Raw genomic sequence first — 23,330 nt, forward strand, 5'->3', positions numbered from 1 at the left:
AAACCTCACTGGCGAATAGGCAGGTAAACCGAGAATTCGGTGTGTCCCGGCCAACTGTTAAATTCAATTTTACCCGAATGCTGATCGATAAGATTACGGGCAATGGATAAGCCAAGGCCAGTCCCCCCTTCGCGGCCACTGACCATCGGATAGAACACCGTATCCTGTAATTGCGTGGGGATACCGGGGCCATCATCTTCAATATCAATCCGCGCCGCCAAACGGTAGCGCATACCATGGAGAGTGACCTGAAATGCGGTTCGGGTGCGTAGCGTAATGGTGCCACCGGCCTCACCCAGTGCTTGCAATGCATTGCGGGTGATATTTAGCAGCACTTGTTCAATTTGGTCTGGATCATGGGCCAGCTCAGGCAAACTCGGATCATAGTCGCGAATTAACGTCACGTTATCGGGCTTTTCCAGCGAGACTAACTGACAGACTCGTTCAGCAACCTGATGGATGCTTTGCGTCACATGTTGGCCAGGCCGCTGTGGGCCTAATAAACGGTCAACCAAATTACGCAAGCGGTCAGCCTGCTCAATGATCACTTTGGTGTATTCCAGCAAGGCCGGATCAGGCAGTGCTTTTGACAATAATTGCGCCGCACCCCGTAAGCCGCCCAACGGGTTCTTAATCTCGTGGGCCAGCCCTCGCACTAAATCACGGGCGGCAACTTGTTGAGCATGCTGCAATTGCTCTTGGCTTAACCGACGCTGATTATCCATCGGAGCCATTTCCAGCAGTATAAAACCTTCCGGCAGTGCTTGTGCCGTCAGTGACAAAATATGCGCGCGACCATCAACCACTAACGTCACTTCGTTATCGGTAAAACCCTGCCCGGCCTCCAGACTTTCCCGCATCAAGGTGATATTCAGGGAAAAATAGCCTAATAATTCGGGTAGTGGTGTACCAAAAAGTTTACGGGAGCTTTGCGCCAGCAGTTGTTGTGCAGCGGGATTGGCATAATGAATTGCCAGAGTGTCATCTAATAGCAGAATACTATTAATGAGGGAATTGAGGATCTGCCCAGCATCGGGCAGCGTGCCTGTTGCCATTACGCAGACTCCTGCACACTTTGGGTGCATCAATACCTTTTTTATTGAGATTCGCGGCCTATCTGCGGACTCAATGACTTTGGGTATAATTTATTAGCTATTTGAATGGTGGAGAAAAAAGCCCATCCTGAGATGGGCCAAAAGTTTCCACGGCAACAACCCGTCATCTTTCAAGTTGTCGGTGTGTTGGCTGCTCTCGCTAGCCGCCTTCCTACACCTTGAAATCTATTGGGTAAAAAAACTAAACGCTGTAATACAGTTCGAACTCAACTGGGTGCGGAGTCATACGAACGCGGTCCATCTCTTCTTTACGCAGCTCGATATAAGCATCGATAGCGTCGTCAGTGAACACGCCGCCACGGGTCAAGAACTCGCGGTCTTCGTTCAGTGCAACCATGGCTTCGTCCAGTGAACCAGCCACTTTTGGAATCTCTGCTTCTTCTTCTGGCGGCAAGTCATACAAGTTTTTGTCCATCGCATCACCTGGGTGAATTTTGTTGATGATGCCATCAAGGCCAGCCATCAGCAGTGCTGCGAAGCACAGGTACGGGTTAGCCGCTGGGTCAGGGAAGCGAGCTTCAATACGACGCGCTTTCGGGCTAGCAACCACTGGGATACGGATAGAAGCTGAACGGTTACGGGCAGAGTATGCCAACATAACAGGTGCTTCGTAGCCTGGGACCAAGCGCTTGTAGGAGTTAGTCGTCGGGTTAGCCAAAGCGTTGATAGCTTTAGCATGTTTGATGATGCCGCCGATGTAGAACAGCGCCATTTCAGACAGGCCCGCGTATTTGTCACCCGCGAACAGGTTAGTCCCGTTCTTGGACAAAGACATATGGCAATGCATACCTGAGCCGTTATCGCCAAACATAGGTTTTGGCATAAAGGTCGCGGTTTTACCAAATGCGTGTGCCACATTGTGCACCACGTATTTGTAGATTTGAATTTCGTCAGCTTTCTTGGTCATGGTATTGAAGCGAGTAGCCACTTCGTTCTGACCTGCTGTTGCCACTTCGTGGTGATGCGCTTCAACCACCAGACCCATCTCTTCCATGGTCAAACACATGGTAGAACGCAGGTCCTGTGAAGAGTCGACCGGAGGCACTGGGAAGTAACCGCCTTTCACTGCTGGACGGTGGCCTTTGTTGCCGCCTTCGTATTTAGTGCTGGAGTTCCATGCGCCTTCGATGTCATCGATAGCGACGTGGGAACCACGGATGCTGCTACCAAAACGAACGTCGTCGAACAGGAAGAATTCTGGCTCAGGCCCGAACAGCACGGTATCGGCGATACCAGATGATTTCAGGAACTCTTCTGCACGCTTGGAGATAGAACGCGGGTCGCGGTCATAGCCTTGCAGAGTGCCTGGCTCAAGGATGTCACAACGGATAATCAGTGTGGAGTCTTCGAAGAACGGGTCCATAACAGCGGTGCTGGCGTCTGGCATCAGTACCATGTCGGATTCGTTAATGCCTTTCCAGCCACCAATCGAGGAGCCATCAAACATTTTGCCTTCTTCGAAAAAGTCAGCGTTGACTTGATGAGCTGGAATAGTGATGTGCTGTTCTTTACCTTTGGTATCGGTGAAACGCAAATCAACAAATTTCACTTCGTGCTCATTCAGCATCGTCAAAACATGTTCAGCGGACATACTTATATCTCCTGGATTTGTCATAGTCGTCGTCGTGGAACGATTACCGTGTTATCCCCTTCGAACTTGAAGTTGCAGGGGTGTTGGCTGCACTCACTCACCCGAATCACTTACCAGAGTAAGCTCATCGGGATTCATTCACTTGCCGCCTACCTGCAACACCAATTTCTTTGGGTATATGATGTTCAGTCATTCATGCTAAAATACATTGCGAAATCTATGCCAACTTTCCAAACCCCCCGTTTATGCCATATCATAGGGGTCTGCTGATATTCAGTATGCACCAGGATAGCTATATTGCACTATTCTGGTGCTTCATTTGCGCCGTTGAGCACTATGTTGGTGCAAAAGTGGGCCGAGAGGCTATTTTTGCACCGTGAAAGGGATCACAAACTAACCGCCGTCAGGTTGTTTATAAGAGAAGTTTGTGATCTTGTTTAGTCCCTCGCTTATTACGTGTACAATAGCGCGCTATTTCTAAATGCCTGAGGCAAAAAAGCTGTGATCGAGAATCTGCGTAACATCGCCATTATTGCGCACGTTGACCATGGGAAAACTACCCTGGTCGATAAGTTGCTACAACAATCTGGTACTTTCGGTGAACGTACTGAAGCAACTGAACGTGTAATGGACTCCAACGATTTGGAGAAAGAGCGTGGGATAACCATCCTCGCGAAAAATACCGCCATTAACTGGAAAGACTACCGCATCAACATCGTGGATACCCCAGGACACGCCGATTTCGGTGGTGAGGTTGAGCGTGTAATGTCTATGGTTGACTCTGTGCTGCTGGTCGTCGACGCAATGGATGGCCCGATGCCGCAGACCCGTTTCGTGACCAAAAAAGCCTTTGCTCATGGTCTGAAACCTATCGTGGTAATCAACAAAGTTGACCGTCCTGGCGCGCGTCCTGACTGGGTTGTGGATCAGGTATTTGACCTGTTCGTTAACCTGGATGCAACCGACGAACAACTGGACTTCCCTATCATCTATGCATCTGCATTGATGGGTATTGCGGGTGAAGACCACAATGATATGGCGCCGGACATGACCCCGCTGTATCAAGCAATTGTTGACCATGTGCCTGCGCCAGACGTAGACAGCACCGGTCCATTGCAGATGCAAATCTCCCAGTTGGACTACAACAACTACGTTGGTGTTATCGGCATCGGTCGTATCAAACGTGGTGTTGTTAAGCCTAACCAGCAAGTGACTGTTATCGATAGCGAAGGCAAAACTCGCAACGGTAAAGTCGGTAAAGTGCTGGGCCATATGGGTCTGGAACGTATCGAAACCACACTGGCTGAAGCGGGCGACATCGTTGCTATCACCGGTCTGGGCGAGTTGAACATCTCTGACACTATCTGTGACGTGAATGCGGTTGAAGCATTGCCGCCGCTGTCTGTTGATGAACCAACCGTAACCATGTATTTCTGCGTTAACACCTCTCCGTTCTGTGGTAAAGAAGGCAAGTATGTGACTTCACGTCAAATCCTTGACCGCCTGAACAAAGAGTTGATCCATAACGTAGCACTGCGTGTTGAAGAAACTGAAGATGCTGACGCATTCCGCGTATCAGGCCGTGGTGAACTTCACCTGTCGGTTCTGATCGAAAACATGCGCCGCGAAGGTTTCGAGCTGGCTGTATCTCGTCCTAAAGTTATTAACCGTATTATCGACGGTCGCCATCAAGAACCATTTGAAAGCGTAACTTTGGATATCGAAGAGCAGCACCAGGGCGCAGTGATGCAAGCCATGGGTGAGCGTAAAGGCGACGTTAAGGACATGATCCCAGACGGCAAAGGTCGTATTCGTCTGGATTACATGATCCCAAGCCGTGGCCTGATTGGCTTCCGTACAGAATTCATGACCATGACTTCTGGTACTGGCCTGCTGTACTCCACATTCAGTCACTATGATGATGTGCGTCCGGGCGAAATCGGCCAACGTCAAAACGGCGTACTGGTTTCTAACGGTCAGGGTAAAGCAGTTGCGTTCGCACTGTACAAACTGCAAGACCGTGGCAAGCTGTTCATCGGTCACGGTACAGAAGTGTATGAAGGCCAGATCATCGGTATTCACTCACGTTCTAACGACCTGACTGTAAACTGCCTGACCGGTAAGCAATTGACCAACATGCGTGCATCCGGTACTGACGAAGCAACCACTCTGGTTCCTTTCCTGAAGAAAACACTGGAACAGGCTCTGGAATTCATCGATGACGATGAATTGGTTGAAGTGACCCCGCAATCAATCCGTATCCGTAAGCGTCACCTGACGGAAAACGATCGTAAGCGTGCAGGTCGCGGTCCTAAAGAAGGTTAATTCTTCTTTGTTCTGCTGATACTTAGGGCGCTCACGGCGCCCTGAGTTCTTTATCCCCTTCGTCCTTGAAGCTGCTGCTGTGTTAGCTTCGTTCACTCACCCGAATCACTTACGTGTGTAAGCTCATCGGGATTCATTCACTTGCTGCCTTGCCGCAACTCCAATGTCTTTGGGGATACTTCCCACGGCTGACAAAAACCCCTTCGTCCTTGAAGCTGCTGCTGCGTTAGCTTCGTTCACTCACCCGAATCACTTACGTGTGTAAGCTCATCGGGATTCATTCACTTGCTGCCTTGCCGCAACTCCAATGTCTTTGGGGATACTTCCCACGGCTGACAAAAACCCCCTTCGTCCTTGAAGCTGCTGCTGCGTTAGCTTCGTTCACTCACCCGAATCACTTACGTGTGTAAGCTCATCGGGATTCATTCACTCACCGCCTTGCTGCGTCTCGAAATCTATTGGGTCTATTTTTTCTGTAAAAATATTATTTTTCCTGACTGAGCCCTGCCTTTTTCTTCCTCTCTCTGTTCAGTTTTACCTTTTCCCGTTACAGTGAAACTCACCATCTAATTGGGAGAGCGCTATGCTGTATATCTTTGATCTAGGGAATGTGATTGTTGATATCGACTTTAAACGCGTGTTGGGTGTCTGGAGCAAATTAAGCGGTGTCCCGCTGGCGACACTGAGTGAGCGCTTTACGATGGGCGAAGTATTCCAGCAGCATGAGCGTGGGGAAGTCAGTGATGAAGACTTCGCTCGTCAGCTCAGTGATGAAATGGGCGTCTCCCTCAGCTTTGAACAGTTTGCCGAAGGATGGCAGGCGGTATTTGTCGCGTTACGGCCAGAAGTGATCGCGATTATGCATAAATTGCGCGAGGACGGCCATCGGGTGGTGGTGCTATCCAATACGAACCGCCTGCACTGTAATCACTGGCCACAACACTACCCTGAAGTTGCCGCTGCCGCTGACCACATGTATCTGTCCCAAGATTTGGGGATGCGTAAGCCGGAAGCCAGAATCTATCAACATGTCCTGAATGCGGAAAATATTCCGGCGGAACAGGCTGTGTTCTTCGATGATGTCGAGGCGAATATCATCGCGGCCAGAATCGAAGGGATTACCGCCATTCATGTCACTGACCGAAATGTCATTCCCACTTATTTTTCCTGATAAGTTCTTACTCCAATCATTAATGGGTTAGCCTTAGTGGTCACGCTGGCCCAAAACTGGGCCAGATCGTGTTGACCGAGAGACGAACATGGCAAAATTTCTGCGTTTTCGCTTAGCTGCCTCCCTAAAACCCTGTATCACCTTTGGGCGAATGCTCTACACCCGAATTGATAAAGACGGGTTAACGATGCTATCTGGGCATTTGGCCTATGTATCATTGCTTTCGCTGGTGCCACTTATCACCGTGGTTTTTGCTCTGTTCGCTGCTTTCCCAATGTTTGCCGATATCAGCATAAAATTGAAAGCCTTCATATTTTCCAATTTTATGCCTGCTACTGGCGACATCATCCAAAACTATCTTGAGCAGTTTGTCGCGAACTCCAATCGGATGACAGTCGTCGGCACTTGCGGTTTGATTGTCACCGCGCTGCTGCTGATTTACTCCGTGGACAGCGTACTTAACCAGATCTGGCGCAGCAAAACTCCGCGTTCACTGGTGTTTTCATTCGCGGTCTACTGGATGGTGCTGACACTGGGGCCGATTCTGGTGGGGGCCAGTATGGTGATCAGCTCCTATTTGCTGTCACTGCAATGGCTGGCAAATGCGCAGGTCGACAGCATGATCGATGAGATATTGCGGGTGTTTCCGCTATTGATCTCCTGGGTCTCTTTTTGGTTATTGTACAGTGTGGTACCCACCGTGCGGGTGCCGGCCCGAGACGCACTGATCGGCGCATTGGTCGCGGCACTGCTGTTCGAGTTAGGTAAGAAAGGGTTCACGATGTATATCACGCTGTTCCCCTCTTATCAGTTGATTTACGGGGTGCTGGCCGTCATCCCAATCCTATTCCTCTGGGTTTACTGGAGCTGGTGCATCGTGTTATTGGGGGCGGAAATTACCGTCACCTTGGGCGAGTATCGAGCGCTACGCCAGAAACCGAAGGGGGAAGAGAGCCAGAGTCAGGAGATGTAAGGCATTATGATTGCGTTGATTCAACGGGCGCTGAGCGCCAATGTCGTGGTAGACGGCAAGATTGTCGGGGAGATTGGCCCCGGACTGCTGATCTTACTTGGTGTCGAACAAGAGGACAGCGAGCAAAAAGCGCAGCGTTTATGTGATCGGGTTTTGGGGTATCGGATTTTTGGCGATGAGAACGACAAAATGAACCTCAATGTCCAGCAAGCGGGCGGCAGCGTGCTGGTGGTCTCGCAATTTACACTGGTTGCCGACACCCAAAAGGGCATGAGACCGAGCTTTTCCCGCGGTGCAGTACCTGCAGAAGCTGACCGCTTATATCAGTATTTTGTTGCTCAGTGCCGTGAGCGTGGTGTAAAAACTGAAACGGGATTATTTGCAGCAGACATGAAAGTCAGTCTGGTAAACGAGGGTCCAGTGACTTTCTGGTTACAAGTCTAGGGGCAGGATATTGCCAAGGCTGACGACAGGGATTGAGGGTTATGTCATAGATTTTATTGATAATTATAAAGAGAGAATGTGCCTATGTACCACTTGCGTGTGCCCATAACAGAACAAGAACTCAAAGATTATTATCAATTCCGTTGGGAGATGTTACGCAAGCCATTGCACCAACCGGTGGGTTCAGAAAAAGACGCCTACGACGCAATGGCCCATCACCAAATGGTGGTGGATGAACAGGGGAAACCCGTCGCCATTGGTCGGCTGTATATTAATGCTGATAATGAGGCCGCTATTCGCTTTCTGGCTGTTGATCCCTCAGTCCGTGATAAAGGGCTAGGAACGCTGGTGGCGATGACCTTAGAGTCGGTGGCGCGTCAGGAAGGGGTGAAGCGGGTGGTCTGTAGCGCCCGTGAGGATGCGGTCGATTTCTTTGCCAAACTGGGTTTTGTCAGCCAAGGGGAGATAACCGCTCCGCAAACCACACCGGTGCGCCACTTCTTGATGATCAAACCCGTCGCGACCATGGATGACATTTTGCATCGGCCCGACTGGTGTGGTCAGTTGCAGCAAGCTTGGTACGACCATATTCCGCTCAGTGAAAAAATGGGCGTCCGCATCAGCCAATATACCGGCCAGCGTTTTGTCACCACCATGCCGGAGGCGGGCAATCAAAACCCGCACCATACCTTATTCGCTGGCAGTCTGTTCTCGCTGGCGACACTGACTGGCTGGGGGTTAATTTGGCTATTACTGCGCGAGCGCCATTTAGGTGGCACCATTATTCTTGTCGATGCCCACATTCGTTACAGTGCACCAGTGACTGGCAGACCCAGAGCCGTTGCTGAGTTGAGTTCCCTGAGTGGCGATCTGGACCGACTGGCCCGTGGCCGCCGTGCCAGAGTGCAGTTAGATGTCAAATTATTTGGCGATGAAGATGTGGGTTCTGTTTTTTCAGGCACTTACATGGTGCTCCCTGTTGCCGCCGGGGATGACGCGGTACGCTAAGCATCATTCTTAAGCCGCCCGTTCAACGATTTTCTTATTGAAATAAACCGATCGCCAGACACCGTATTTGAGACACAATCCTTCGCGAATGACGGGCAGATGAGTGTGGGGCGTTCCGGTGCTGTACCGCCATGAGCATCCTGAAACTAGAGAAATTTGGGTTAAGTCATCCTTCATGTATGATGCGTGAGGAAACAGAGCGGTATCATTAAGGTGAACAGCCCCTGCGAACCCAATCATTGCATTGTGTGACTCCAACCTATCTTATTCCCGAGGGCTGAAAATCGCAGTGAGGGCCTCAGAGGCGGTTTTATCGAGTGTTTTGCCAAGGACAATCTCATCAAGTGCAAGGAATTAGCATGGAAACCTTAGGTGACAACACCTGCATAACCAGCATAAACCCCAAAGGTAAAGTCGTTTACTGTCGTGGAGATCAACATAAATACTGGTTGGAATTGCAGTTTGTTGATGAGAACAACACACCCGTAACTGGGCTGAATGTGAGGCTGGAGTATCGTCCGCTGGCTTCAGCGGAGGAGATTGCTCAGTGGGACAGGCGCTCCTACCAGTACGACCCCACACCGCCGCCGAATCCGCCCGCGGGTGTCACCGACAGTCAGGGATTGGTTCGGTTCGACGATCTGTACTGGGTGACGGTCAGCGTGAAAACTGACGCCCAGCAACTGGCCGACGAGATGGAAACCCGTCCGCTGGGTATCAAACGCAATCCGAACAGCCAGCCGGTAAGTCAAAACGCCTTCCGGCGGGAAACGCGCGACAAAAGCTGGCGTTCTGAGGTGCAGGAAAAAACCGAGGCCGCCGGCCACACCCATCACTATGTGACCATCGGCGAACTCTGCGACCGGCTGCCGGATATGTCGGGCTGGGATGAGCCGGAACCCCCAGAGTTTCACTTTCCTTCTGGTCGTTCGCTGAAAGGAACTAAGGTTGTACGGGAAGCGCTAGACCAGCGGCACATTATTGAGATCTGCCCCTTCCGGGCGTGGGTGCTGGCACTGCATGACACCAAAGAATACGACCTTGCCAACGGGCTTAACCTCGGCATTATGGCGGATCTGGCCTATGCCGCCGAAAAAGAGAACGAAACCGTCACTTATTTTTTCCGGCAGAAATGTCAGGATCTGTCCGCTATCCCGCAGTTTGCTGAATATCCTAATTACTTCCACACGCTGGCAGTGGATGTGCCGTTCCGCGATCGCTATCTTGCGCCGGTGTACCTGAACACGAAAGATAGCGATCAATCGGAAGGTGATACCAGACTGTTTACAGTGGAGTGCAGTGCGCACGTGCTGGTTGCCTGGTGCGGTACGGACAGCCTGTTAAATGCGCTGACGGATGCTTCTTTTGCGCCTAAAAAGTGTCTGCCGGAGCTTGCCGGTGCGGGCAATATTCACGGCGGTTTTCTGGAAGCCTATGAACTAGCGAAGCAGAGATTTGAGACTGTATTTCAGCAAGTAAAGACGTCTATTTATGAAGCCCAAGGAACGAAAAAACTGTTTGTCTGTGGCCACAGTCTAGGAGGCTCTTTGGCGCTGATCTATGCCGCCGAAATGAAAGAGAGTCATCCGGTGCTGTATACCTACGGCATGCCGCGCACCTTCACCCGTGCAGCCGTTCAGTGTCTGAACAACATTACCCACTACCGTCACGTCAATGATAACGACACCATACCGCAGGTGCCGTTGGAAGCCGATATGGACAGCCTGTTCTATCAGAAGTTGGGGCCGCTGGGCGACAAGCTGGGATTTAACTGGCTGGCGATGTCCGTAGCCGGTATTTATCCGCTGCTCTGGCAGAGAAATATGGAAATGGAGCTGGGAATTAAGCTGAAAAGGGACCCATACTGGCATCACGGTAATACAGTGGTCTTTTTCAAGGCGCAGCAGTGCGTGATAAGCAAGAGGTCGACATACAATCCTAGTGACCCTTTTCCGGTGACAATTTCGTATGTCAATCATCTGGCGGTGAAGCTCTTCCTGGTGCCATCCCTGAATGATGAGTGCCTGAAAGCGATAGGTGAGCACCAGGCTAAGTTTATTCAGTGTCTGGATACGACCAGCCTGGAAAAAAGCTTCCCGAAGAATACCAACCCCAACTCTGGCGGTTTTGCCAGCAAACCTCTTAACCATTTGATGGCGAGCCGCTACCTGCCCTATATCCATAATCAGGTACTGGAGCTGGCCGACCCGGATCTTCCGATGAACAGAAAAACGATGCGGGAGCGGTTCAGTCGGGAGATTGAGAACGGTGCGGCCGGGCAGGGTAATCCTGATGAGGTTCAACGCAACCGAGAGTTTCTGGCGCTGCAGCACATGCTGTCGGTGGCACTGCAACGAACGCAGGCAGAAGAGACCGGGAAGAATGCCCTGCTCCGCTTTGCGGCGGTAACGGAGGAAGAAGTTGAACTTTCTAACTAAAATGTCAGTGCTTGTGCTCTTTAGTGCACTGCTTTATGGATGTGGCGACAAGACAGACCAGACGCTTTCTCCGCCTGAAAATGCCCGCCATATAACGGTGTTATTTAGAGTGCCGGATGGCACCACACTGATGCCGATGCAGGTGCTGTACCGTTCTGACAAGTGTATGGACAAAAGCTACAACTCAAATTATGAGTCTTATCCGGTACGGGGATACAATGGCTTTACACAGCCCTTTGTTCGGCAGGGATACAGTGATATCTGGCAGACCGGTATCGCCATAGATGGCGGTGGTCCGTGCCAGTGGCAGCTTAACTCCCTCCGTGTCAGCTTTAAGCTGTCTGATGACAATCCTCTGGTGAAGGGTAAAAAGGTAATTGCATCCAGTTATATCTTTGATTTTGATGATTACGGACTCAGTGACGGCTACGGTACCGGAAGGGCGAAAGAGGCCACAGGCAATCTCGACTTAAAAACCAATTTTTTCCCTACAACGATCATCAATAAAATGTTTAATGAAACCTCTATTGAGCTGTTTGGTGGCGATACGGATTATGAAGAATGGAGCAGACGTTACAGGCTTCAAAATACTCAAAAGATAGTTGTAGAACCGATATTTCATGCTGAAAAAGGAGTGTTGCTTGAGGGGGATGAGGAACGTGGAGTCGGGATGGTGATAACTTATCCGGATGGGAGTATCGAGCATGTTCGTAAGGTAAAACCTGATTATCAAAGACTACTATCTTTGAAGTAAAGAAAACGATCATGAAAGGATCCTCTGGAAGTCCTTTTTTTGCATGAAATTTCGTTGGTGAAGAAACCCATACCTCGAACACCAATAGGGTTTAAATTCACTCTTAACGAGGTTCAGCGCAACTGCGAGTTCCTTGTGATCCAGAATATGCTGCAACGGACGCACCGGTAAGAACGCCTTTATACGCTTTGCTGAAATCACGGAGGAGGAGCTTGAACTGTCTAAATAAGGTTACTGTACTCCTTCCCCCTGTCATTGTGCTGCTTTCCTGTGACCGCTCGCACTATTTCACCGAATTGTTTGCCGAGAAATGTGCAATATCTAATAGATAACTTACAGTTATATATTCATGGCCCTGATTTTTCGCCATAAAAGGCAGGGTGAACACCGCCTACCTGATGTGCAGATTACGCGCTAGTGCATTAAATATTATTGATATTATTAGATAAAAACCACTGAGACATTCATTTTTCCCCATAGTGTAATCACAGCAATCACCTCCAGATGGTTCGATTCTCTCTCTCCATCCTTGGTGTCAAGGAGGGAGTCATGCCAGCATCTGAGGTTAATTCATCAATTAATGTTATAGGTTCGTCCCCGGCATTTAGTCAGCTTTTACGCTTAGTTGAGCGGGTCGCGCCATCACAGCAAAGCTTACTGATTTGTGGCCCCACGGGGTGCGGCAAAGAGGTGATTGCTCAGTTGGTCCATCAACACAGTAAAAATCCCTCGGCCCCCTTTATTGATCTTAACTGTGGCGCGATCCCAGAGCATTTGGTGGAAGCGGAGCTATTTGGTCATGTTAAAGGCGCCTTTACCGGGGCATCAGGTGACCGGCGTGGCCATTTGGAAATGGTCGGCAGTGGCACTCTGTTTTTAGATGAAATCGGTGAAATGCCCTTATCGGTGCAGCCCAAGTTGCTACGCGCATTGGAAACGCGCACATTTCGCCCGATTGGCAGCAGTGATGTGCGTCATTTTAAAGGGCGAGTGGTCGCGGCGACTCACCGGAATCTGCTGACCCAAGTCAAAAGTGGTGTTTTCAGGGAGGATCTCTACTACCGCTTAGGGGTCATCACGCTGGATATTCCCGCACTCAACCAGCGCAGAGAAGATATCCCCGCCCTAATTGAATATTTCGCCTCACTGCAAACTCACCGACTCGTTTTCAACGCCCATGCGATGTCCCACTTACAACAGTATCCGTGGCCGGGCAATGTGCGGGAATTGCGCAATTTAGTCGACAGATTAGCGGCATTATCGGATACCCACTTAATCACTCGCGAAGTGCTGGACACTTTTATGCCAACTGCGCAGTTGGAGGTGAAAGTGTCGTCAGATCTACTGGCTGACGCCATGCTGGCCCTGCCGGGGAGCGATAAGTTGGTGGTAGTGGAACAGCTGTTGATCGAGCGCGCACTACAGCGCACCACTGGCAATAAAACCGCCGCAGCCCAATTATTGGGTATCAGCCGTAAATCGGTTGAGCGGCGCATTCAAGGTCGGATGGATAAACGGCCCATCGCCCTACAGCATTTGCAGGAAGGAATGCGGTTGATGCAGTGTGCTGCCTACCATGAAGCCATTGCCGATTTGCAAAAAGGATTACAACTGCTGGTGGGGATTACGTTAGATGAGGAGGTGCGGCAGCTCCATTACAACCTCTATCGTCAACTCAGCCTCAGCTATCAAATGCTGCATGGCTGGTTAAGTCATGATGCTCTGAAATATCATAATGATGCGATCACATTGGGTAAAAAGACTGGCGATGAGTCCGAGTTGGCCGAGCTATCTTTCTGGCGCTGGTCAGCGCAGCTCATGGCCCTTGATTTGCCTCTGGTCCGCACACTGGCTCAGGAATTACTGCAACGTGGTCAGACAGAAAAAACAGCGCAGATATGGCGTGAAGCACACATTGCACTGGCTAGTACCCTGTTTTGGCTTGGGGATAATCAGGAAGTTTTGACCTGCCTATTGCGCAGCAAATTGCTGAGTACGCCTGGCGAATATACCGATCAACAGGGTTTGGATTTGGTCGGCATGGCGCTGACGCTGGAAGGGCTGGCACTCTTGCAACTGGGCAACTTTAAGCGGGCCAGAGAGATCGCTAAAAAATTGGAGTTACGCGCCGCTGATGAAAATATTATTACTTTTCATCGCGTTATCTCACTACGTGGGGCGGCATGGCTGGCCTGTCTATTCGAAGACAGTGACAGTTTGGGCCGATTGACCCATGGGTTAGAAACAGTGACGCAGCAATATGGTTTTGCGTTTTATCAGGGGCTGGGGAAGCTGTTGAAAGGGTGCCATCTACTGATGCAGCATGATTATGCTCAAGCAGAACTGCATATGCTGGATGGCGATGAAACCTATCTATTTTGCCAGGGCGGTAAGCTATTTCACTCCTTTCAAGCATGGAAACGTGGTGAGTTATTACTGCTGTCTGGGCAGCCACAACAGTGCGACACCCTGATTTCATCGGCGCTGGAACTCGCCTTCAAGCACCAAGAGCGCGCCTATCTCAGCGAATTGATGGTCGTTAAAGCCCGCGCCAGAGAAGCACTGAATGACCTTATTGGCGCAGAACAAGGTTTTCGGTGCGCCATTGCGACCGCCCAAACATTGGGGGTCGTGCCTGCCCAACTGGTTGCGACCCACGAACTGGCCAACTTGTTAGCCCAAACGCGGCGAAAACCGGAAGCTATTACCCTGCTATCCAGCATGCTGAAAAGCATCGATCTCCATGGAGCCCCCCCTTTTGTTAGCCGAGCGACTCAGCGGCTATCTGAGTGGCTTCAGCCGGAATGAGTCGACATCCGCGCCCATGGTCGTTTTCGGCCAATGCTCTTTTTTCTCTGGACGGAATCGTCCATATTCGCCAGTTTTTAGCACGCGAAAATTAAATTAATAGTGATAATTCAATCAATTAGTTGGTTGGCACGCAGGTTGCAATTTCTACTGTGGGTAGAGTATCAGATGTACTACCTAATGATGTTTCTCTCTTATCTATTAAGGAACACAATATGAGTACTCTCTATACAATTAACGTAATCAATAACAGCCCAACAGCGCAGGATTTCTTCTTCTTCCAAAAACCGGCGATTTATACCGGCGGCGCTAAAGTCTACTCCAACAGTATCTACCAAGAAGTGTTGCAGCCTTATGCGAACTCAGGTTCTGTGCTGACCTTTGAATGCTTAATGCAGTTCTATGCTGGCGCCCAAACTCAGCTACCTAATTTGAGCGTCGGGCAAGACTCGGGATACATCACCTCCAGCCAGGCGGTCGATTTAACCTCTGCGACGGCAGGAGTACAAACGGCCAACACCACGCTACTTTCCGTTGACCCTTCGCTAGGTCTGTCACCTGCCAGTTATACCGAGGGCGTCCAGCCCGGCGCTTATCGCATTATCACCCCAGCCTTCAATCCGATTACGGAAGTATTGAATGCGGGGTTAGCGGTACAAAGCGCCAGCGGCGGCACAGTCTTATCGAGCTTTATCAATGCGGAACCGAGTAAAAATATCGATTGTCAGCCGGTGCTGAGCTTCTATGTCCAAACCGGGACTTACCAGCCGGGGACGGTGATCAATTTCTCCACCTCGTCGGTCGGTTCTGCAATATGCGATACCACTCAAGGGGTGACCGCATTTAACGTGACTTACAACCCGCAAGGCACTTGGACGGTAACGTCGGCTTGATAGCAGCAACCTGTATACGGGCAGCCTGATCAACTGCGCCGTATTTTTTGCGACAACACATTGTTAATCCTAAATTTTCTATGAGGAGGCTCTATGCCTAATCTAACAACCAGCATTCCACTCAATCTCTTGTTAGGCCAATTCGATGACCCTGTGGGTCAATTGACTCAGCCACCACTCAGTAATGAGTGTGGTGCCTACGCGCTAACGGCCACACTGGCTGCCTTTGCGGACTGGCCGGAAAGTACCATTATCACCTATTTGGAAAACACCAATGTGATTTACCAACTTGATGATTTTGTGACGGCTAAGAATAAAATCTATGGTCTGACGGGCATACTCAACCCCGATGGTGGGGCCAATGTGGCGGCGGGGGGATATAACTCTCCGGCCGCTATGGCCGCCGTGGCAATGGACTTCACTCGCACGGTATCGGTGAGTATCACCACTGCGGGCTTATTTGCCTTAGGTATGTTGTACCCGCATGAACAGGTCGCCTGTGAGGTCGTGGTCGGTCAGCAAAATGTGCATACAGCTGCCGCTTATGCCGACCCCAACGGTGGGCAAGTTCAATTGATTTGTGTGGCCTCTGGCCCGCAAGCGCTTCATATGCTTGCCCGTGGCTCCGACGGGCTTTATTACGATCCCGGCACGGGTATTCGTAATAACGATTGGGGTAATCCAACACTGCCGACATTTGAGCAGCACAGTGGCTATGAATTTGTCGGCTTATGGTTAACCATCAGTTAGTGAACAAGCATTGTAAAATAGTGAACCGGTAAACAGCTCCCCTATGGTTGTTTATCGGTTCACCCGCCGCCTACGTATTCCTCTATCCCACTATTTCGCCATAAAAATCAATTCGTCTTTCTTAAAAACTCCCATGATTAATATATCAACTATGGGGCTACTATAGAATATATATATATTAGTTAAAAGCTGGTGGGGTTATTCTGTGATATTCCGCCGTAGTAATGTTTATTGTAATTCGAGTATTAAGTGCACTGGACGTTTACTGGAAATAGATATTTAATAAGTTTTAAACCGTTGCTGATGATTAATTTATATCGGCTGCCTTATATCGGCTGACTAATTATTATTTACTTGCTTGGTATTCTATAGGCTAAGTCAATTTAATATTGTCATAAGATAATTTAACGGCATGTTAAATAAATATAACAAACTATATTCCATTAGCATTATTTGGAGTGAATTAAAATGAACAAAGACTGGCATAAACAAGATATTTTAGCTGCGATACGAAAGGAAAAAGGTTCTCTTGCCGAATTATCAAGAGAAAATGGATTATCCCCATGCACATTATCTAACGCACTCACTCGCCCATGGCCAAAAGGTGAAATGATTATCGCAAACGCCATTGGTATTTCACCTCAAGAGATATGGCCCAGCAGATTCATCGATTATAGAGGTCATGAAATTATTAGAAGAGTCAGAAAAAACCAAGATTAAGAGGGTGAAATCATGGAGAAAACATTGTTGACCTCGCTTAAAATGTTAATTCCATTTTGGAATAACAGTTCAGAAGCTTGGGGAGTAAAGGATAACAAATCAGTATTTATCTATGCGAATGATAGATTTAGTGAGCTATTAGGTTTACCGAATGGATTTAATGTCGAAGGTCGATTAGATGGTGAACTTCCTGCACCTACAGCAGAGTTTCAGACCGAGTTTCAAGAGCATGATAGGCAGGCAATATTATCGCAAGAGCGCGCAACAACAATCGAAATACATGCCTTTGAACGGCGCTCATATTTTCAGCCTTATTTTTGCGATAAATATCCTTTAATCGATGAACAGGGGGTTGCCCAGGGACTTGTTTTTCATGCAAGAGCGGTACAAGACATAATATTAACAAGCTTAAATAAGATAAAAGTCCCAACATCACTTATATTTACGCCACCAACAGAGTTGTTCTCAAAAAGAGAGTGGGAAGTGTTGTTCTATATTTTACATTCGTTTTCAAGCAAAGAGATTGCTAAAAAACTTCATCTGTCATCACGGACTGTCTGCAATATTACCCAAAGCATCTATAAGAAAGCAGATGTTAGCAGTAAGCGGCAGATCATTGAATATTGTTATGCGAAGAAAATTAATAACTATGTCCCACAAAGTTTTTTTGAATATTCAGGATCCTTTCCATTAATGTAAGGGAAATTAAGCATAATAGGAGAAATACAATGGAAAAAGAATTATTCAAATCACTTGAGTTTTTTAAGCGTTTTTGGGAGCAGAGTTCAGAGCCATGGTATGTAAAAAACAATCGCTCAAGATATGTTTATGCAAATCGTAGCGTTAATAAGATGCTCGGTTTATCTGATGAGTTTTGCCTGGCAGGGCGATTCGATAGTGAACTTCCGACACCCATAGCAGAGTTTGCGACTGAATTTCAGCAACAAGATCGACAGGTTGAGTTAATGCAAGATCGTATCACCTCTATTGAAATACATTTATTTGATGGACTTTCTTATTTCACGGCTTATTTCTGCGATAAATATCCGGTAATCGACGAAGAAGGTATATCCCAAGGCGTTGTTTGCCATGCCAGACCTGTTACCAATGTGATATTAACGTGCTTAAATAAAATAAAAATGCCCACATCATTAGTATTAATGCCTCCATTAGAGATTTTCTCTAAAAGAGAATGGGAAGTGCTATTTTATCTTTTACATGCCTTCTCAAATGCTGATACTGCTAAAAAACTCTGTCTGTCATCACAAACCGTTTGCAATGTTATTCAAAGTATTTATAAAAAACTAGGTTTCTCTAGTACGCGTCAGGTTATTGATTATTGCTATGAGAACAAAATAAATAATTTTGTACCGAAAAGCTTCTTCGAGTACTCAGGGCCATTTCCATTAGTGAAAGAAAGTTGATATATAAATGGGGGCGTAATGGAGAAATCACTAACAGATTCACTTGAGATGTTAATCCGATTTTGGGAACACAGTTCTGAGCCATGGGGGATAAAGGATAACCAATCAATATTTGTTTATGCAAATCGTCGAGTTAATAAATTACTTAACTTGTCCGATAATTATAGTATAGAAGGGTTGTTAGATGGTGAAATACCTACACCAGCAGCAGAGTTTCAGGCTGAATTTCAGCGGCATGATCGTCGGGTTGAATTATTACAAGAGCGAGTTACATCAGTAGACATACAACTATATGATGGCAATTCCTATTTCACGCCCTATTTCTGCGATAAATACCCACTAATAGATGAGCATGGGGTGTCTCAAGGTATTATTTTTCATGATCGACCTGTGACGGATTTAATGTTAACTCGCTTAAGTAAAATAAAAATCCCCACAACACTTATATTCACTCCACCATCAGATTTCTTCACCAAAAGAGAGTGGGAGGTGCTATTTTATCTTTTGCATGCCTTCTCAAGCCCAGAGATTGCTAAAAAGCTGTTTTTATCCACAAGGACAATCTGCAATATCACCCAAAGTATCTATAAGAAAGCGGGTGTCACCAGTAAGCGGCAGATCATTGAGTATTGTTATGAAAACAAAATCAATAATTATGTTCCGCAAAGCTTCTTCGAATACTCAGGTTCTTTCCCATTAATGTAAGGGAAATTGAAAGTTAGAAGGGGAAAATAATGGATAAGTCGCTAACTGATTCACTAGAGATGTTAATCCGATTTTGGGAACACAGTTCTGAGCCTTGGGGGGTAAAAGATAATCAATCAAGATTCATTTATACAAACCCTAGATTACACCGATTATATGACTTGCCTGCTAATTTTACTATGGAAGGACGATTAGATGGTGAGCTTCCTTCACCTGTTTCAGAGTTTCAAGATGAGTGGCAGGCACATGATCGGCAGGTAGAATTATTACAAGATCGCATTACAACAGTTGAAATACACTTATTCGATGGACGCTCCTATTTCCAACCTTATTTCTGCGATAAATACCCGTTAATTGATGCGAATGGCGTATCTCAGGGTGTTATTTTTCATGGGAAACCGGTAACTGACACCATGTTAACCCGCTTAACAAAAATAAAAATCCCCACCTCACTGACATTCACTCCACCATCAGATTTCTTCACCAAAAGAGAGTGGGAGGTGCTGTTTTATCTTTTGCATGCCTTCTCAAGCCCAGAGATCGCTAAACAGCTGTTCTTATCCACACGGACAATCTGCAATATCACTCAAAGCATTTATCGCAAAGCGGGTGTCACCAGTAAACGGCAGATCATTGAGTATTGCTATGAAAACAAAATCAATAATTACGTTCCACAGAGCTTCTTCGAGCAGTCTGGATCTTTTCCATTGACGTAACCGGAGAGTTTCAGCTTACTGAGTCGGTATTCTGTTGCCGCTCCGTTAGCCCTCTTATTGAGCCGCTGCGCTATGCACCTCACCATGCTGCATGATTTGATTAACTTGCTGTCCGTGGCTATCAGTTGCCTGTAGGGAGCCGTTAACGGTTGGTTTTAGCGTGGTATCAGCCGCCAGACTGCCTTTTATCTGCAACTTCACATTACCCAACCCCTGCAGTGGCAATGCTGGCCAGCCCCAGTTTTGCAAAATATCCAGCTCAGCAGAACGGCCAGTTAGCCCCAAAGAGAAAGCTCTGACAGGGGTTTGGTCAATGCTGGCGGTGGCTTCCAGCAAACCCTCTTTGGTAAAGGCGCTTAAATCACTAACGGTGATCTGTTGTTCATTGGCGCTGAGCGCCAGTGATGGGCGGCGAACATCATTTTTATTGAAGGTCGCGTTACCAGCATTCAACATCAGTGACCCCGACCACACGCCCCATTGATGGTTTTTAGCCAGCAGTAACTCAGTACCTGCGGCATCCAACGAGGTAATCTGGAATGGGAAGTCAGGGCTGATATCAATCAACAAGTTACGGCTCCCGCTTAGCTTGCCGACGTAGACCTCTGACAACCAGTTTGGCAGTGTTTGTTGCCATTGCTGCTTCCAATCAGCAGGGAGGGTATAGACTAGCGCCACCAGTGTCAGCTCATCTAGCTGCAAGCGACGGGTATCACGCACCCACTGCCCCTGTGTTCTTAACAGCCCATCCTGCCAGCGGGTGGAGAACTGATTAATTGCCACGCCAGCAGGTGATAAAGCCAATGTGGCGATCGGGTCAATCAGATGAATATTACCTTTAATAATATCCCCCGCATTGAAGGAGAGTTCACCCTCATCACTTTGCCAATCGCCCTGCTTAAAGGTGATATTTTTTAGCGTCAGATCTAAATCATTAAATGCCCAATTACTCCCTTCGACCCGCGCATCAATTAAATCAAAGCGTTTGAGTGTTATCGGCGGCAGTTTTAAGAAAGTATTCCAAACATCATCGACGGTTGCGGGAGTTTGCAGACGAATATTACTCAGGCGCAGGCGATCAACCATCCAACTGCCATCAGTGGATTGGCTGGCATTGCCCGTCAACTCCCCTTGTGCAATATCGGCACCGAAGGTGGTCAGTGTCAGCGCATTTTTTTGTATCGAACCCTGCACATAAAGTTTCTGTGCCGTGATGCCATTGATCGCTAAAGAACCGGCACTGAACTGAAATTGGGCATTCTCACCCAAACTATTCCCCGCCAAAGGCTGCCACGGTACTAACCCACCGGTGACTTGCTCGCCAGTCACTTTCCATTGGCCCGCTGAGTTTTTGGGCTCAATAGTGGTATTCAGCGCCATATTGGTCAATTGCAAGGTATCTGCCTGCAAAGGTAATGGCGATGTGTTGTTGTTGAGGGTCAAACTGCCATTTTGCAAATTCAGGCTGAGAAGATGGCGAGGCTCGGTCAGTTGCCGCCAGCTGAGGCCAATGATCGCCTGCTGGGTGATAAGGAAGGGCGGCTGATTATCGCGCCCTAACGTGACATCTTTAATACTGACTTGCCCAGGTGTGGACCATGAGTGATCTATTTTCCCCAGGGAGAGGCGATATTCGCTGTTATCACTGACCCAACGGCTTAGCCATCCAGCGGCCCAACTGGTTTGGATCAAGACGTAGCAGAGCACTACGGATAGCACCAAGAGCAGTAATAACGTTAGCAGCACTTTCCCGAGAAATTTCATCTGGTAAATTCACGCCTGTCGGTATACGGAACCCTGTTTATGCCGCAAATCGTCCATTAGCTCAATAGACAATCCATTATCCATGCATAAAAAAATGGCCGATATCCTTTACGATCGGCCATTTCAGTGACGTGCTAGTGCAAAGATTATTTTTCTTGTGGGAAGAGCAGGTTAAGGACGATGGCCGTAATACCACCGGCAGCAATCCCAGAAGAGAGCAGGGTTTTGATCCAGTCAGGAGCAAATTGCAAAATCAATGGCTGCTGTGCCACACCCATACCAACTGCCAATGACAGGGCCATAATCATAATGGCGCGGCGGTTAAGGGTTTCGCGCGACACGATACGCACGCCAGAGGCGGCAATGGTGCCGAACATCACGAGGGTCGCACCACCTAACACGGGTTCAGGGATATGCTGCACAAACCCAGCAACGGCAGGGAACAGGCCCAGCACAATCAGCATCAGCGCCACCACAAAACCGACATAGCGGCTGGCAACGCCGGTCAACTGAATCACCCCATTATTCTGGCCGAAGCAGGAGTTAGGGAAGGTGTTGAACACGGCTGACAGCATGGAGTTCAAGCCATTCGCCAGTACACCCCCCTTCAGGCGCTTCATATAGAGCGGGCCATGAACCGGTTGCTCGGACACATCTGAGGTGGCCGTGATATCGCCAATGGTTTCCAGTGAGGTCACCATAAAGATCAGCATCAGCGGCACCAGCAGATTCCAGTCAAAAGACAAGCCATAATAGAGCGGCGTAGGAATGGTAATCAGCGCGGTGTCTACCACTGGGCGGCTTTCAGGTAGCATACCCAGCGACCAAGCCAGCAGGTAACCCACGGCCATCGCGATCACTAATGAGGCGACTCGCAGATAGGGGTTGCGCTGGCGATTCAGCAGAATAATCACCACCAACACAGCTCCCGCCAATAACAGATTTTTCGGTGCGCCGAATGTATGGTCGCTCATCGCGCCATAACCGCCACCAATAGATGTCAGCCCAACTTGAATTAATGACAGGCCGATAATCATCACCACAATACCGGAGACCAGCGGAGTGATAATGCGACGCGCCAGATGCAGGAAGCGGGAGAGAATAATTTCGGTGCAGGAGGCCACCATCAGAGTGCCGAACAGTGCCGCCATCATGGTTGGGATATCTGCGCCCCCATTTCTCAACGCCAAGCCCCCCATGATCAGTGGAGAAACAAAGTTAAAACTGGTGCCTTGAATCGATAACAGGCCAGAGCCCACCGGCCCCCAGGTTTTAATTTGCAGCAGCGATGCCAGTCCTGATGCGAACAGGGACATGCTGATAATGCGTTGGGTATCTTCCGCCGGTAATCCGAGCGCCTGACAAATCAGCAGGCCGGGGGTAATCACCGCGACAAACATCGCCAATAAATGCTGGCAGGCAGCAAACAGTGTTTGGGCGAGTGGTGGGCGGTCTTCTAAACGATAAATCAATTCGCTAGGGCGAGTGGTGACGGGTTGTGGCGTATCAAGTTCGGCGGATTGCGTAGACATGGAGTGGGATACCCTGATCGGCAAAGAGGGCATTTTAATGATCCGCCTCACAAAAGCAATCGGTTGCGCTGCATTTTTTTAAATATTTCTATTTGGCGTAAACCTGCATTTTTAACGACTAAACTTGTAATTAGTGGCGTTTTTTTTTCTAATCCCCCCTTAACGGCTTTGGCGTTTATTAAGGAACTGTCTAACGTCA

19 protein-coding genes are annotated in these 23,330 nt (G+C 48.5%); 15 read left to right on the forward strand and 4 right to left on the reverse strand.

Annotation, left to right across the window (positions count from 1 at the left end; all coding sequences use genetic code 11):
* Window positions 1–5: 5 nt before the first annotated feature.
* The gene (glnL, locus tag ACZ76_RS09190) at window positions 6–1,055 is read right to left on the reverse strand and encodes a nitrogen regulation protein NR(II) (protein WP_048618681.1); all 1,050 of its coding nucleotides are present in this window, start codon (window positions 1,053–1,055) and stop codon (window positions 6–8) included.
* A 241-nt stretch (window positions 1,056–1,296) separates the two neighbouring features.
* Window positions 1,297–2,706: a glutamate--ammonia ligase gene (glnA, locus tag ACZ76_RS09195; protein WP_048618682.1), complete on the reverse strand. Its 1,410-nt coding sequence runs from the start codon at window positions 2,704–2,706 to the stop codon at window positions 1,297–1,299.
* Window positions 2,707–3,207: 501 nt separating this feature from the next.
* Here glnA and typA point away from each other — a divergent pair.
* From typA to ACZ76_RS09270, 15 genes are all read left to right on the forward strand, one after another.
* The gene (gene typA / locus ACZ76_RS09200; protein WP_048618683.1) at window positions 3,208–5,031 is read left to right on the forward strand and encodes a ribosome-dependent GTPase TypA; all 1,824 of its coding nucleotides are present in this window, start codon (window positions 3,208–3,210) and stop codon (window positions 5,029–5,031) included.
* Window positions 5,032–5,614: 583 nt separating this feature from the next.
* Window positions 5,615–6,202: a glucose-1-phosphatase gene (gene yihX, locus ACZ76_RS09205; RefSeq protein WP_048618684.1), complete on the forward strand. Its 588-nt coding sequence runs from the start codon at window positions 5,615–5,617 to the stop codon at window positions 6,200–6,202.
* Between the two features lie 88 nt (window positions 6,203–6,290).
* On the forward strand, window positions 6,291–7,175 hold the full coding sequence (locus tag ACZ76_RS09210) for a virulence factor BrkB family protein (protein ID WP_048618685.1): 885 nt from the start codon (window positions 6,291–6,293) through the stop codon (window positions 7,173–7,175).
* Window positions 7,176–7,181: 6 nt separating this feature from the next.
* Window positions 7,182–7,619, forward strand: coding sequence for a D-aminoacyl-tRNA deacylase (gene dtd, locus ACZ76_RS09215; protein ID WP_048618686.1), 438 nt, complete (start codon window positions 7,182–7,184; stop codon window positions 7,617–7,619).
* Window positions 7,620–7,703: 84 nt separating this feature from the next.
* Window positions 7,704–8,627, forward strand: a complete 924-nt coding sequence (fabY, locus tag ACZ76_RS09220; protein ID WP_048618687.1) for a fatty acid biosynthesis protein FabY — start codon at window positions 7,704–7,706, stop codon at window positions 8,625–8,627.
* Between the two features lie 359 nt (window positions 8,628–8,986).
* The gene (locus ACZ76_RS09225) at window positions 8,987–11,065 is read left to right on the forward strand and encodes a lipase family protein (protein ID WP_048618688.1); all 2,079 of its coding nucleotides are present in this window, start codon (window positions 8,987–8,989) and stop codon (window positions 11,063–11,065) included.
* A complete protein-coding gene (locus ACZ76_RS19550; RefSeq protein ID WP_235428190.1) occupies window positions 11,049–11,819 on the forward strand; it encodes a hypothetical protein in 771 nt (256 codons plus the stop codon). Before ACZ76_RS09225 ends, ACZ76_RS19550 begins: the two co-directional genes overlap by 17 nt.
* Window positions 11,820–12,368: 549 nt before the next feature.
* Window positions 12,369–14,627 (forward strand): sigma-54 interaction domain-containing protein, encoded by a 2,259-nt coding sequence (locus ACZ76_RS09235; RefSeq protein WP_048618690.1) that lies wholly within the window; start codon window positions 12,369–12,371, stop codon window positions 14,625–14,627.
* Between the two features lie 215 nt (window positions 14,628–14,842).
* Window positions 14,843–15,520: a hypothetical protein gene (locus ACZ76_RS09240; protein WP_048618691.1), complete on the forward strand. Its 678-nt coding sequence runs from the start codon at window positions 14,843–14,845 to the stop codon at window positions 15,518–15,520.
* A gap of 93 nt (window positions 15,521–15,613) precedes the next feature.
* Window positions 15,614–16,270: a hypothetical protein gene (locus ACZ76_RS09245; protein WP_048618692.1), complete on the forward strand. Its 657-nt coding sequence runs from the start codon at window positions 15,614–15,616 to the stop codon at window positions 16,268–16,270.
* 468 nt (window positions 16,271–16,738) lie between these two features.
* Entirely contained in the window at window positions 16,739–16,990 is a 252-nt protein-coding gene (locus tag ACZ76_RS09250) for a helix-turn-helix domain-containing protein (RefSeq protein WP_048618693.1), read from the forward strand.
* A 12-nt stretch (window positions 16,991–17,002) separates the two neighbouring features.
* Complete coding sequence (locus ACZ76_RS09255) at window positions 17,003–17,689, forward strand: helix-turn-helix transcriptional regulator (protein WP_048618694.1); 687 nt, start codon at window positions 17,003–17,005, stop codon at window positions 17,687–17,689.
* Between the two features lie 29 nt (window positions 17,690–17,718).
* Complete coding sequence (locus tag ACZ76_RS09260; RefSeq protein ID WP_048618695.1) at window positions 17,719–18,414, forward strand: helix-turn-helix transcriptional regulator; 696 nt, start codon at window positions 17,719–17,721, stop codon at window positions 18,412–18,414.
* Window positions 18,415–18,432: 18 nt separating this feature from the next.
* Window positions 18,433–19,119 (forward strand): helix-turn-helix transcriptional regulator, encoded by a 687-nt coding sequence (locus tag ACZ76_RS09265; protein ID WP_048618696.1) that lies wholly within the window; start codon window positions 18,433–18,435, stop codon window positions 19,117–19,119.
* Window positions 19,120–19,148: 29 nt separating this feature from the next.
* Window positions 19,149–19,835 (forward strand): helix-turn-helix transcriptional regulator, encoded by a 687-nt coding sequence (locus ACZ76_RS09270; protein ID WP_048618697.1) that lies wholly within the window; start codon window positions 19,149–19,151, stop codon window positions 19,833–19,835.
* A gap of 54 nt (window positions 19,836–19,889) precedes the next feature.
* Here the strand turns inward: ACZ76_RS09270 and ACZ76_RS09275 are convergent, their stop codons facing one another.
* Together ACZ76_RS09275 and ACZ76_RS09280 are read right to left on the reverse strand one after the other, a co-directional pair.
* The gene (locus tag ACZ76_RS09275) at window positions 19,890–21,599 is read right to left on the reverse strand and encodes an AsmA family protein (protein ID WP_048618698.1); all 1,710 of its coding nucleotides are present in this window, start codon (window positions 21,597–21,599) and stop codon (window positions 19,890–19,892) included.
* 146 nt (window positions 21,600–21,745) lie between these two features.
* Window positions 21,746–23,131, reverse strand: a complete 1,386-nt coding sequence (locus ACZ76_RS09280) for a uracil-xanthine permease family protein (RefSeq protein WP_048618699.1) — start codon at window positions 23,129–23,131, stop codon at window positions 21,746–21,748.
* Between the last annotated feature and the right edge of the window lie 199 nt (window positions 23,132–23,330).

Source organism: Yersinia aleksiciae, assembly GCF_001047675.1.
In the GTDB taxonomy this organism is placed as follows: Bacteria; Pseudomonadota; Gammaproteobacteria; order Enterobacterales; family Enterobacteriaceae; genus Yersinia; species Yersinia aleksiciae.

What these genes read in the sequence shown, in the direction of transcription:
- ACZ76_RS09225 (WP_048618688.1), top strand. Translation starts at nt 8,987, where the DNA reads ATGGAAACCTTAGGTGACAACACCTGCATAACCAGCATAAACCCCAAA.
- fabY (WP_048618687.1), top strand. Translation starts at nt 7,704, where the DNA reads ATGTACCACTTGCGTGTGCCCATAACAGAACAAGAACTCAAAGATTAT.
- ACZ76_RS09235 (WP_048618690.1), top strand. Translation starts at nt 12,369, where the DNA reads ATGCCAGCATCTGAGGTTAATTCATCAATTAATGTTATAGGTTCGTCC.
- ACZ76_RS09255 (WP_048618694.1), top strand. Translation starts at nt 17,003, where the DNA reads ATGGAGAAAACATTGTTGACCTCGCTTAAAATGTTAATTCCATTTTGG.
- yihX (WP_048618684.1), top strand. Translation starts at nt 5,615, where the DNA reads ATGCTGTATATCTTTGATCTAGGGAATGTGATTGTTGATATCGACTTT.
- ACZ76_RS09250 (WP_048618693.1), top strand. Translation starts at nt 16,739, where the DNA reads ATGAACAAAGACTGGCATAAACAAGATATTTTAGCTGCGATACGAAAG.
- glnL (WP_048618681.1), bottom strand. Translation starts at nt 1,055, where the DNA reads ATGGCAACAGGCACGCTGCCCGATGCTGGGCAGATCCTCAATTCCCTC.
- ACZ76_RS09260 (WP_048618695.1), top strand. Translation starts at nt 17,719, where the DNA reads ATGGAAAAAGAATTATTCAAATCACTTGAGTTTTTTAAGCGTTTTTGG.
- dtd (WP_048618686.1), top strand. Translation starts at nt 7,182, where the DNA reads ATGATTGCGTTGATTCAACGGGCGCTGAGCGCCAATGTCGTGGTAGAC.
- ACZ76_RS09245 (WP_048618692.1), top strand. Translation starts at nt 15,614, where the DNA reads ATGCCTAATCTAACAACCAGCATTCCACTCAATCTCTTGTTAGGCCAA.
- ACZ76_RS09280 (WP_048618699.1), bottom strand. Translation starts at nt 23,131, where the DNA reads ATGTCTACGCAATCCGCCGAACTTGATACGCCACAACCCGTCACCACT.
- ACZ76_RS09240 (WP_048618691.1), top strand. Translation starts at nt 14,843, where the DNA reads ATGAGTACTCTCTATACAATTAACGTAATCAATAACAGCCCAACAGCG.
- ACZ76_RS09265 (WP_048618696.1), top strand. Translation starts at nt 18,433, where the DNA reads ATGGAGAAATCACTAACAGATTCACTTGAGATGTTAATCCGATTTTGG.
- ACZ76_RS09275 (WP_048618698.1), bottom strand. Translation starts at nt 21,599, where the DNA reads ATGAAATTTCTCGGGAAAGTGCTGCTAACGTTATTACTGCTCTTGGTG.
- ACZ76_RS09210 (WP_048618685.1), top strand. Translation starts at nt 6,291, where the DNA reads ATGGCAAAATTTCTGCGTTTTCGCTTAGCTGCCTCCCTAAAACCCTGT.
- ACZ76_RS09270 (WP_048618697.1), top strand. Translation starts at nt 19,149, where the DNA reads ATGGATAAGTCGCTAACTGATTCACTAGAGATGTTAATCCGATTTTGG.
- glnA (WP_048618682.1), bottom strand. Translation starts at nt 2,706, where the DNA reads ATGTCCGCTGAACATGTTTTGACGATGCTGAATGAGCACGAAGTGAAA.